Origin of the sequence: Pauljensenia hongkongensis (assembly GCF_001746855.1) — a bacterium.
GTDB classification, from domain to species: Bacteria; Actinomycetota; Actinomycetes; order Actinomycetales; family Actinomycetaceae; genus Pauljensenia; species Pauljensenia hongkongensis.
Genome location: NZ_CP017298.1, coordinates 1,013,071 through 1,023,075, shown reverse-complemented (window position 1 = coordinate 1,023,075; position 10,005 = coordinate 1,013,071). Strand labels below are relative to the sequence as shown.

Below are 10,005 nucleotides of genomic sequence, written 5' to 3'. Positions count from 1 at the left end.
CGCCGGGTCGGCGAGGACGCGCGCGCCCGCCCCCGTGATGACGAGGGCGCTGCGCCCCGGGCCCTCCGGCGCCAGGGCCGGGGTCCACACGGACGCCTCCACCAGGTTTCCGTCCACGCTCACCCACTGGGCGTGGCAGTCGGCGGGCAGTGCGCTGTGGGCGATCCCGGGCGCGAGTTTCACGCCGACGCGCTCGAAGCCGCTCCGCCACCGCCACACGGCGGACAGGGGAGGGGACCACTGCTCGGGGTCGGCGATGCGCCGTGACCCGCCCTGGGCGCCCGTGCGCCGCGCGGGGTCGGCGAAGACGGCGTCGATCCCCTGGTCCCGCAGGTCCTCCATGTCCAATTCGGCCACGTCCCCGCGCAGGACGTTCGCCCCGTCGAAGTGCCGCAGGTTGATGGCGGCGGCGGCAGAGGCGTCCTGGTCGCGGTCGACCGCCAGGACCCGCAGGCCCAGGCCCGCGATGGCCAGCGCGTCCCCGCCGACGCCGCAGCCCAGGTCCGCGACGAACGAGGCCCCCGCCTCCCGGAAACGGCGGGCGTGGTGGGCGGCGACCACCAGGCGGGTCGCCTGCTCGAGGCCGTCGCGCGTGAAGACCATCGAGTCGGCGAAGGGGCCGAACTTGGCGCGGGCGGCGGAGCGCAGCTCCAGCTGGGTGAGCACCGCCGAGACGACGTCGGCGGGCGTCCCCGCCCTGCGCAGGGAGGCGCCGAGGAGGCCGAGGTCCGTGCCCGGGGAGGTGCGCTCGCCCAAGGAGCGCAGGATGTCCCAGCCGGGCGAGGTGAGTACGGGGGCGAGCGCGCTGTTCACACGCCCGATTGTGCCACGGGGCAGGGGCGGGGGCCGCGAGGCGGCGCGGGCGGTGCGCTCAGGGCTGAACGCCCCGCCCGGATTGGCACTCGGCTTGCCCGAGTGCCAGGGGCGTGCCTAGACTCTTACACGGATAGCGGCCAAGGCCGCCACCGGTCCCGCACCTGGCCCCCGCGACGGCAGGGAAGGGACGAAAGAGTTCTTCGCAAGAGAAAAGGAACGACAGTGTCGATCTCCATCAAGCCCCTCGAGGACCGTATCGTCATCCGTCAGGTCGAGGCCGAGCAGACCACCGCGTCCGGCCTGGTCATCCCTGACACCGCCAAGGAGAAGCCCCAGGAGGGCGAGGTCATCGCCGTGGGCCCCGGCCGCGTCGACGACAACGGCAACCGCGTGCCCGTCGACGTCAAGGTCGGCGACACCGTGATCTACTCCCGCTACGGCGGCACCGAGGTCAAGTACGAGGGCCAGGAGTACCAGATCCTCTCCTCGCGCGACGTCCTGGCCGTCGTCGAGCGCTGAGCCCAGCCGGTCCCGCCTCGCGGGGCCGTCCGCGCGCCCGGAAGGGCCGCGGGAGCCCGCGGGCCCGAACCCCTCCCCGGGGTCCGGGCCCGCAGTGCGTTCAACGGGCCCCGGGGCGCGCCCGGCTGCGGCGGGGCCTACTGTGTGGACTCCGCCGCCTGGTCGATGACGGTCTGGCGCACGAACGCCGCGTCGCGGTACCCGGGGATCACGGCGTTGCCGATGATCATGAAGGGCGTTGAGGAGATCCCCATGCCGTGGGCGTCGTCCGCGGCCTTGGCGACCTTCTCCGCGGTGTGGGCGTCGTTCATGGTCGCCGTGAACTGGTCGATGTCGGGCACGCCCGCGGCCTTGGCGAACTCCACGAGCGAATCGGTCGTGTACGCGGGGTGGTCGGAGGGATCCGCAGCCGCGTAGACGGCGTCGTGGAACTCCCAGAACCTGCCCTGCTCCGCCGCGGCGAGGCCGGCCTGCGCGGCCAGTGGCGAGGTCTCGCTGATCTGGGCGAGGTCCCTCCACTCGATCCGCAGGGTCCCGTCCTCGACCAGGTCGGCCAACTGGGGCTCGACCTGCTGCGCGAGGCGCGTGCAGTAGGGGCACGCGAAGTCGGAGTAGAGCACCATGACGACGGCGGCGTCCGTCCTCCCCTTGGCCTGGGCGTCGGCGGGGTCGCGCTTGGGCAGGGAGCGGACGAGCTCGAGGATCTTCGGGTCCGTCACAGTGGGGGCGGATGTGGGCTCGGGGCTAGCCGATTCCGAGGCGGGGGCGGAGGGGGCCGAGGAGGCCCCGGACTCGGGGGAGTCACCGCGCTCCCACACCAGGTACCCGACGACGACGGCGAGTACCGCGATGACCGCGACGAGCACGATGACCAGGGGCGAGCCCGCGGGCGCGCGCCCCTGGGGCGCGGTGGTGGTCGTTTCCTTGTCGGTGTCGCTCATATGTGTCCCTCGTGTGCGGCCCCTGGGGGCGGTGGTGGATGCGCGTATTGTCTCACGCCCCGGTGCCGCCATCCCGCGGGCGGCGGGGGCCGGGGGCGGGGGCGGCGTGGAAAACGGTGGCAACATCGTGTGATGCTGCCACCGCGGTCGACTAACGGAGTGCGCTACGAGGCGCGCCGGGTTCGCCCCGAGGCGCGGATCTCCTCCCGCCGCTCCTCCTCGGTCATGCCGCCCCAGATGCCGTACGGCTCCTGGGAGGCGAGCGCGTACGCGCGGCACTGCTCGATGACCGGGCACGAGGCGCAGATGGCCTTGGCGTTGGCGGCGCGGCGCCGGCGCGTGGAGCCGCGCTCCCCCTCCGGGTGGAAGAAGAGCTCGGTGTCGAGGTCGCGGCAAGCGGCCCTGTACTGCCACTCCCATGCGTCGATCATGGGTCCGGGCAGGCGGGAGACGTCGGTCAAGGGGTGCCTCCTCGGTGTCTTGGTGGGGGCGCACGGGGAGTCCCTGCGCGCGTGAACGTGAAAAGGATAGACACTTGCGCGGTAGTTATTCAAGGACCCTTCGCAAATTATGAGCCAGTTCTCAGCGTACCCGGCCCTACCTGAGAAAAGTCTGAAAAGTATTGCGATTTCTGAACGAATAAGCGGTGAACAACTAGGTGAATAATTTGGGGCGTTGGGCACCCGTTCCCGTTTCGAGTGGCGCGCCCCCGCGGCGAGCGTGAGAATCGGAGCAGGAACAGTGACCGACAGCCGAGGAGGGGCCATGCCGCGTGCAGTGCTCAGCGCGCAGTCCGTGCCCGAAGCCGCCCTCTCCGTCACCGAGGTGTCCAAGCGCCTCGGGGTGTCCGCCTCGACCCTGCGGACCTGGGAGCGCAGGTACGGCGTCGGCCCCGAGGAGCGCGCCGCGGGGGCGCACCGGCGGTACCTGCCCGACGACGTCGAGCGGCTGCGCGCGATGATCGGCCTGGTGCGCAACGGGATGCCGACCGGGCAGGCGGCTGCCGCCGTCCACGCTGACCGCGCGCGCCCGGACCGCGGTGCGCCCGTGCGCCCAGCGGAGCTGCGGGTCATGGCCGAGTCGGGGGAGGCGCCCGCCCTCCAGGAAGCCCTCGAGTCGGCGGTGTCCGAGTACGGCCTCGTCCACACGTGGAGCCGTTTCGTCGCCCCGGCGCTGCAGCAGATCCGCTCCGGCTCGGACGGCGAGGTCCCCGGCGGTTCCCCGTCCCACGTCCTGATGTGCGCCTTCGAGCACGTCCTCCAGGCGGTCCACCGGTCGCGCCCGCCCCGCCCCGCCCAGGCCCCCGCCCGGATCGTGGTGATGAGCGACGCCATCCACGAGTTGGGGGCGCAGGTGGTCGGCGTCGCGCTGTGCTGGTACGGCTTCGACGTGCGCATCCTCAGCTCCGAGCGGTACGGCGGGGTGTGCGCCGCCGAGCGCTTCACCGCCCACTCCGCCTCCCACGAGGTCGACCTGGTCGTCGTCATGGGCCGGGGCGGCACCTGCGAGGAGTTCGTCACCACGATCGCCGACCGGTCCGATGTGAACATCCTCCTGGTCGGGGCGGACACCCCGGAGATCCTCTCCCAGAACGTCCAGCGCGTGCGCACCCCGGCGGCGTGCGTCGAGGAGGCCATCGCGATGCTCGCGCCGGGCGCGGAACCCGGAGCGGTCGGGCGCCTCTGACACCCGGGCCCGGCAGTGGCCGCCCGGCGCACCGCTCCCGGGCCGGCCGGCGCCGACCGCCCTCCTGGCACAGCACGGCCGGGAACACGGTGCGACCTCCTGCGGGAGGAGGGCCGATGGGATACCGTGGCCATGCACAGATCCCATCATTCAGGAGCACTCGATGAACGCCCCGTGGAACGATGCCGCGCTGGCAGGCGCGTTCGGACAAGACTTCGACGCGCTCGTCGCCTTCGCCTCGCGCGCGAAGGCTCCCATCGGCTACGGCTTCTTGCGCGCCGACGGCAGCGTCGACGTGGGGCGGCCCGCCTCGTTGTGGATCAACGCGCGCATGACGGCCACCTTCGCCCTCGCCCAGGAGCGCGGCACGGAGGGCGCGGCCCACCTGGTCCAGCACGGCCTCGAGGCCCTGTCCGGCCCCTTCGCGAGCCCCGGGGGCGGCTGGTACGGCGCCCTCGTCCCGGCCACGGAGTCCGGCCCGGCTCCCCTGCCGGGCGCGCGCACGGACCAGGGCTCGCTGGCCGCCCTCATCGTCGCGGCCTGCGGGGCCGCGCGCGCCGGCCACGACCGGGGGCGGGAGCTGCTCGCGCGGGCGCTCGCGGACCAGGAGGCCCACTGGTGGGACCCGGGTTCCGGAATGCCCCGCCACTCCTGGGACCCCGGCTACTCGCGCCCGGGCGCCCTTCGCCGCCTCGGCGACGCGCTGAGCACGGCCGACGCCTACATGAGCGCGTGGCGGGTGTGCGGCGACCGCGCGTGGTTGGACCGGGCGCGCTCGATCATGCGTTTCACCGGCGAGGCGGCGGCCCGCAGCGGCTGGGTGCTGCCGGACCTGTTCGACGCCCACTGGCGCCCGCTGCCCTCCGGGGCCGCCCTCGACGCAGACGAGGCGCGGGCCGGTTCCCTCGTCGCGTCCGACGGGGGAGCGGTCGCCGCCCGCACGTGGGACCTCGTGGTCCCCGGGGACTCCCTGCCCGGCCTCGGCCTTCGGGCAGTGCGCCTCATCGCCCGCCTCGCGCGGATCCTCGACGGCCTCGGCGAACCGCCCAGCCCGTGGATGTACGACACGGCCGTGGCCGTCTACGACCGCTCGCAGTCCGACGGATGGGCGCAGGGGGGCGGTTTCCTGCTCAGTGTGGACGGCGCGGGCCGTCCCTCCGTGGAGTCGCGCATGTGGTGGGTCGCGTGCGAGGCGCTGCGGGCCGCCCACGGCCTCGGCCAGTGGGCATCTACGCGCGGTGACGGCGCCACCGCGGCCCGTCTGGCGACCGACTACGCGCGCACCGTCGCGTGGACCGACGAGCGCCTGCGGGCGGGGCAAGGGCGCTGGATCCACGAGCTCGCGCCCGACGGATCGGTGTCCACCCGCGTGTGGGAGGGGCGCCCGGACGCCTACGCCGCAGCCGCTGCCCTGCTGCGCCTCGACGTGTGAGCGCCCGCCCCGGTCGGGGCGCCGGGGCCGGACCCGGCACGGGGCTCCTCGGAGCGCCGGAGCTGACGCGGCACGGGGTTCTCAGGGGCGCCGGGGCCGGACCCGGCACGGGAGCGCCCCCGCCCCGCCCGTCCGTGAGTTGCCCCACGCCCCAGAGGCCCCGGGCGCACGATTCGGGGGGCCGGGGCGCCGACGCCTAAACTTGGCCCATGGGAGAACTCGCTACACATGATCCTTTCGGCCTGACCGGCCTCACCTACGACGACGTGCTGCTCCTGCCCGAGCTCACGGACGTCGTCCCTTCGTCCGTTGACACCACCAGCCGCTTGACGAAGAACATCTCGCTGCGCGTGCCCCTCCTGTCCGCCGCGATGGACACCGTCACCGAGGCCCGCATGGCGATCGCCATGGCCCGCCAGGGCGGCATCGGCATCCTCCACCGCAACCTCTCCATCGAGGAGCAGGCCGCGCAGGTCCGCCAGGTTAAGCGCAGCGAGTCCGGAATGGTCGAGGACCCGGTGACCGTCGGCCCCGACGCGACCATCGACGACCTCGACCGCCTGTGCGGCCACTACCGCGTGTCGGGCCTGCCCGTGGTGTCCGAGGACGGGGCGCTGCTGGGCATCATCACCAACCGCGACCTGCGCTTCGTCCCCGAGAGCAGCTGGTCGCGCCTGCACGTGCGCGAGTGCATGACCCCGCGCGACCGCCTGGTCGTGGGCCAGGTGGGCATCTCCCGCGAGCACGCCAAGCACCTGCTGGCCGAGCACCGCGTCGAGAAACTCCCCATCGTCGACGAGGACGACCGCCTCACCGGACTGATCACAGTCAAGGACTTCGTCAAGACCGAGCAGTACCCCAACGCCACGAAGGACTCGCGCGGGCGCCTCGTCGTCGGCGCGGCCGTGGGCTACTGGGGCGACACGTGGGAGCGGGCCACGGCGCTGGCCGAGGCCGGGGCGGACGTCCTGGTGGTCGACACCGCGAACGGCGGGGCGCGGCTGGCCCTCGACATGATCCGCCGCATCAAGGCCGACCCGGCTTTCGAGGGGATCGAGGTCATCGGCGGCAACGTGGCGACGACGGAGGGCGCCCAGGCCCTCATCGACGCGGGCGCCGACGCTGTGAAGGTCGGGGTGGGCCCGGGCTCCATCTGCACGACGCGCGTGGTCGCGGGCGTCGGCGTCCCCCAGATCACGGCCATCCACCTGGCAGCCCGGGCGTGCGGGCCCGCGGGGGTCCCCCTGATCGCCGATGGCGGCCTGCAGTACTCGGGCGACATCGGCAAGGCGCTGGTCGCGGGCGCCGACACGGTGATGCTGGGCTCCCTGCTGGCCGGGTGCGAGGAGTCGCCGGGCGAGGTCGTGTTCACCAATGGCAAGCAGTTCAAGCGGTACCGGGGCATGGGGTCCCTGGGCGCCATGAGCTCGCGCGGGCGCAAGTCCTATTCGAAGGACCGCTACTTCCAGGCCGACGTTTCCAGTGACGACAAGATCGTCCCCGAGGGCATCGAGGGGCAGGTGCCCTACACGGGCTCCCTCGCCTCGGTCGTCTACCAGCTGGTGGGCGGCCTGCACCAGACGATGTTCTACCTGGGCGCCTCGACCGTCGCGCAGATCAAGGCGAACGGCCGTTTCGTGCGCATCACGAGCGCGGGGCTGCGCGAGTCGCACCCGCATGACGTGCAGATGACCACGGAGGCCCCGAACTACCACTCCTCCTCCGCGAAGTAGTCGCGGATCGCGGGCGGGAGCAGCCGGTGGGTTGCTCCCGCCCGCTTCCCGTGCCCCGTGCGCGGGCGCCCGGGAGGCCGGCCCTCCCACCAGTCCGGCCATGCCCCGCCGGTAGGCCCCGCCCCGCTTCCCGTTGCCGTTTCCGGCGGCGTGCGGTACATTAAAAACCGACCGCCGGTTTGTTTTGGGAGGTGCTGTGAACCAGGCAGAGAAGTCCGAGCGCGCCCGGGAGTCGATATGCGCGGCCGCCCGCCGCCTCTTCGCGCAGAAGGGGTACGAGGCGACGACCATGCGGGACATCGTCGCGGACAGCGGGATGTCGAAGGGCGCCATCTACCACCACTTCCGATCGAAGCAGGAGGTCCTGCGCTCCGTCGTGGAGGACGAGTGCCGCTACCTCGACGAGTACTTCGCCGGCCTGGCCGCCCAGTCGCAGGTGCCGGTGCGCGACAGGATGACTGCCCTCGCCAGGCACTTGGCCTCGGCCGGCCCCCAATCCAGCCTGGGGCGCGCCGACTGGGTGGGCGAGGTCCCCGCCGCCCTCCTGGGATCCTTGCGCAACTCCCTCACCGTGCTCGCCCCCCACTTGGAGCGGATGCTCCGCCAGGGCGTGGAGTCGGGGGAGATCGACTGCCCCTTCCCCGGTGAGGTCGCCGGAGTCCTCGTCCTGCTGGTGGACGTGTGGATCGACCCTCTCATCGCGGCGGACTCCTACGAGCGGATGCGCCAGAGGGTGGACTTCGTCGCCCTCTTCCTCGAGCGCTTCGGCGCCCCCGTCCTGGGCGACGAGGCCGTTGCGATCATGGAAGAGGGGGTGCGGCGCTTCTATGAATGAGCACGCCACCCGCTCGGTCCTCATGGTGAACCTGCCGTTCTCCGGGCACACCAACCCCACACTCGGCCTGGCCCGGGCCCTGACGGACATGGGCCACCGCGTCACCTACGTCCACTCGCCCACATGGCGCGCGGCGGTCGAGCGCACGGGCGCCGCCTTCGTCCCCTACGACGACTACCCGAGCCGCCCCCGCCCCTCCCTGGAGCAGGTGCGCTGCTGGGACGCCGCCTACAGGACCGCGCTGCGCATCGGAGGGGACTACGACTGCCTCGTCTACGAGATGCTCTTCACCTCGGGCAAGGCGCTTGCCGACCGCTTGGGGATCGTGCCCGTCCGCCTCTTCTCCACCTTCGCCCTCAACGAGCGGGTTTTGGAGGACTTCGGGCGCAGCGGTGGGTGGTACCTGACCTCGATCTTCCGCCTCCCGAGGCTGCGGGCGCTGGTCTCCAAGCGCTTGAGCCGCAGGTTCGGCTGGCGCTACGACGACCTCGTGGACGAGATCACGCGCAACGGCCCCGACCTCAACATCACGTACACGACGCGGAGTTTCCAGCTGTACGCCGAGGACTTCCCCGCCCCCCGCTACGCCTTCGTCGGGGCGGCCGTCGGCGGGCGCGCCCCCGGTGGGTTCGACGCCCCCGCCGGCAGCGGTCCCCTCGTCTACGTCTCCCTGGGCACCAGGCTCAACACCTCGGCGCGGTTCTTCCGCAGCTGCGTCGAGGCGTTCCGCGGAACCGGCGCGCGCGTCATCATGTCGATCGGGGACTCGGTGCGCCCCGGGCGCCTGGGCCCCCTGCCGCCCACCATCGCCGTCCACAGGAGCGTCCCCCAGCTCGAGGTGCTCAGCCGGGCCTCCCTCTTCATCACCCACGGCGGGATGAACAGCGTCAACGAGGCGCTCTACTACGGCGTGCCGATGGTGGTGGTCCCCATGGGCAACGACCAGCCGACCGTTGCCCGCCGGGTCGTGGAACTGGGGCTGGGGGAGGCGCTGGACGCCCGCTCCGCGACCCCCGCCGCACTGCGCGGGGCCGCGCTGCGGGTCATGTCCGACCAGGGGTGCCGCGCGCGTTTCGACGGGTTCCAGAAGGAAACGCGGGCGGCGGGCGGCAACGCCGAGGCGGCGCGGCTCATCATCGCCCGCCTCGCCCGCTGAGGGGTTCTGGGCGCCCACCCGTCCGCTGGGGGCGCCGGGTGCCGCTCCGCCTGGTGCGCGCTATCAGCGCGGCACCCTCGGAGCGCGGGCGTGGCGTGGGTTACTCCTCACCGGTTCAGTCGGAGTACCCTTGACCTGCTGAACGTATTTTCCTGTTGAGTCAAGGAGCTGCACATATGCTCATCCTCATTGATCACGCCAACGTCGACGCGATTGCGCAGACCCTCACCTACCTGCCGATCGACGGCGTCACCACCAACCCCACGATCCTCTTCCGCGAGGGCAAGGAACCCCTCGAGGTACTCCACCAGATCAAGGAGATCCTGCCCGACGGCGCCCAGCTGCACGTGCAGATCGTCTCCGAGCGCGCCGACGACATGGTCGCCGAGGCGAGGGCCCTGAGGGGCGAGATCGGGGGCAACCTCTTCATCAAACTCCCCGTGACGCGCGAGGGATTCGCCGCGATCCCCCGGATCGTCCGCGAGGGGATGCAGGTGACCGCCACCGGCATCCACTCCTCCATGCAGGGCTTCATGGCCGCGAAGGCCGGGGCCCGCTACGTCGCCCCCTACGTCAACCGCATGGACAACTACGGCATCGATGGCGTGCGCGTCGCCTCGGAGATCCACCGCACGCTGCGCAGCTACGGGCTGGGGGCGGACGTGCTGGCCGCCTCCTTCAAGAACTCCGAGCAGGTGCTGGAGCTGGTCCGCCAAGGAGTCGGCGCCATCACCGCCGCCCCCGACGTCCTGGCCGCCCTCATCAAGAACCCGGCCACCGACGCCGCCATCGCCGATCAGAACCGCGATTTCGCGTACCTCATCGGCGAGCGGCGCACGTGGCTCGACCTCATCAAGGAGAAGTGACGGCGCCCGCGCGGCGGCCCC

Annotated in this window: 10 protein-coding genes; 7 read left to right on the top strand and 3 right to left on the bottom strand. The window is 72.4% G+C overall.

The genetic code is table 11. The features are described from left to right. A partial coding sequence (locus tag BH719_RS10035) for a methyltransferase (RefSeq protein WP_009743526.1) occupies positions 1-813 on the bottom strand: 813 nt, incomplete at its 3' end. A 225-nt stretch (positions 814-1,038) separates the two neighbouring features. Here BH719_RS10035 and groES point away from each other — a divergent pair. Continuing rightward, on the top strand, positions 1,039-1,335 hold the full coding sequence (gene groES / locus BH719_RS04245) for a co-chaperone GroES (RefSeq protein ID WP_005868844.1): 297 nt from the start codon (positions 1,039-1,041) through the stop codon (positions 1,333-1,335). Between the two features lie 137 nt (positions 1,336-1,472). On the opposite strand, the gene BH719_RS04240 is transcribed toward groES, so the two are convergent. Continuing rightward, positions 1,473-2,276, bottom strand: coding sequence for a DsbA family protein (locus BH719_RS04240; protein WP_009743525.1), 804 nt, complete (start codon positions 2,274-2,276; stop codon positions 1,473-1,475). Positions 2,277-2,440: 164 nt separating this feature from the next. After that, positions 2,441-2,737 (bottom strand): WhiB family transcriptional regulator, encoded by a 297-nt coding sequence (locus BH719_RS04235; RefSeq protein ID WP_005868814.1) that lies wholly within the window; start codon positions 2,735-2,737, stop codon positions 2,441-2,443. 304 nt (positions 2,738-3,041) lie between these two features. On the opposite strand from BH719_RS04235, the gene BH719_RS04230 reads away from it, so the two are divergent. From BH719_RS04230 to BH719_RS04205, 6 genes are all read left to right on the top strand, one after another. Further along, on the top strand, positions 3,042-3,962 hold the full coding sequence (locus tag BH719_RS04230; RefSeq protein ID WP_009743524.1) for a MerR family transcriptional regulator: 921 nt from the start codon (positions 3,042-3,044) through the stop codon (positions 3,960-3,962). 163 nt (positions 3,963-4,125) lie between these two features. After that, positions 4,126-5,394: an AGE family epimerase/isomerase gene (locus tag BH719_RS04225; protein WP_009743523.1), complete on the top strand. Its 1,269-nt coding sequence runs from the start codon at positions 4,126-4,128 to the stop codon at positions 5,392-5,394. A gap of 209 nt (positions 5,395-5,603) precedes the next feature. Further along, positions 5,604-7,127 (top strand): IMP dehydrogenase, encoded by a 1,524-nt coding sequence (gene guaB, locus BH719_RS04220; RefSeq protein WP_009743521.1) that lies wholly within the window; start codon positions 5,604-5,606, stop codon positions 7,125-7,127. 196 nt (positions 7,128-7,323) lie between these two features. Beyond that, entirely contained in the window at positions 7,324-7,962 is a 639-nt protein-coding gene (locus tag BH719_RS04215) for a TetR/AcrR family transcriptional regulator (protein WP_009743520.1), read from the top strand. After that, a complete protein-coding gene (locus tag BH719_RS04210) occupies positions 7,955-9,118 on the top strand; it encodes a macrolide family glycosyltransferase (protein WP_009743519.1) in 1,164 nt (387 codons plus the stop codon). Before BH719_RS04215 ends, BH719_RS04210 begins: the two co-directional genes overlap by 8 nt. 176 nt (positions 9,119-9,294) lie before the next feature. Further along, complete coding sequence (locus BH719_RS04205) at positions 9,295-9,984, top strand: transaldolase family protein (RefSeq protein ID WP_009743518.1); 690 nt, start codon at positions 9,295-9,297, stop codon at positions 9,982-9,984. The last annotated feature ends 21 nt before the right edge of the window (positions 9,985-10,005 follow it).

Bases quoted from the DNA above. Each gene is read 5' to 3' on its own strand.
- guaB (WP_009743521.1), top strand. From the start codon at position 5,604: ATGGGAGAACTCGCTACACATGATCCTTTCGGCCTGACCGGCCTCACC.
- BH719_RS04240 (WP_009743525.1), bottom strand. From the start codon at position 2,276: ATGAGCGACACCGACAAGGAAACGACCACCACCGCGCCCCAGGGGCGC.
- BH719_RS04205 (WP_009743518.1), top strand. From the start codon at position 9,295: ATGCTCATCCTCATTGATCACGCCAACGTCGACGCGATTGCGCAGACC.
- BH719_RS04225 (WP_009743523.1), top strand. From the start codon at position 4,126: ATGAACGCCCCGTGGAACGATGCCGCGCTGGCAGGCGCGTTCGGACAA.
- BH719_RS04210 (WP_009743519.1), top strand. From the start codon at position 7,955: ATGAATGAGCACGCCACCCGCTCGGTCCTCATGGTGAACCTGCCGTTC.
- BH719_RS04230 (WP_009743524.1), top strand. From the start codon at position 3,042: ATGCCGCGTGCAGTGCTCAGCGCGCAGTCCGTGCCCGAAGCCGCCCTC.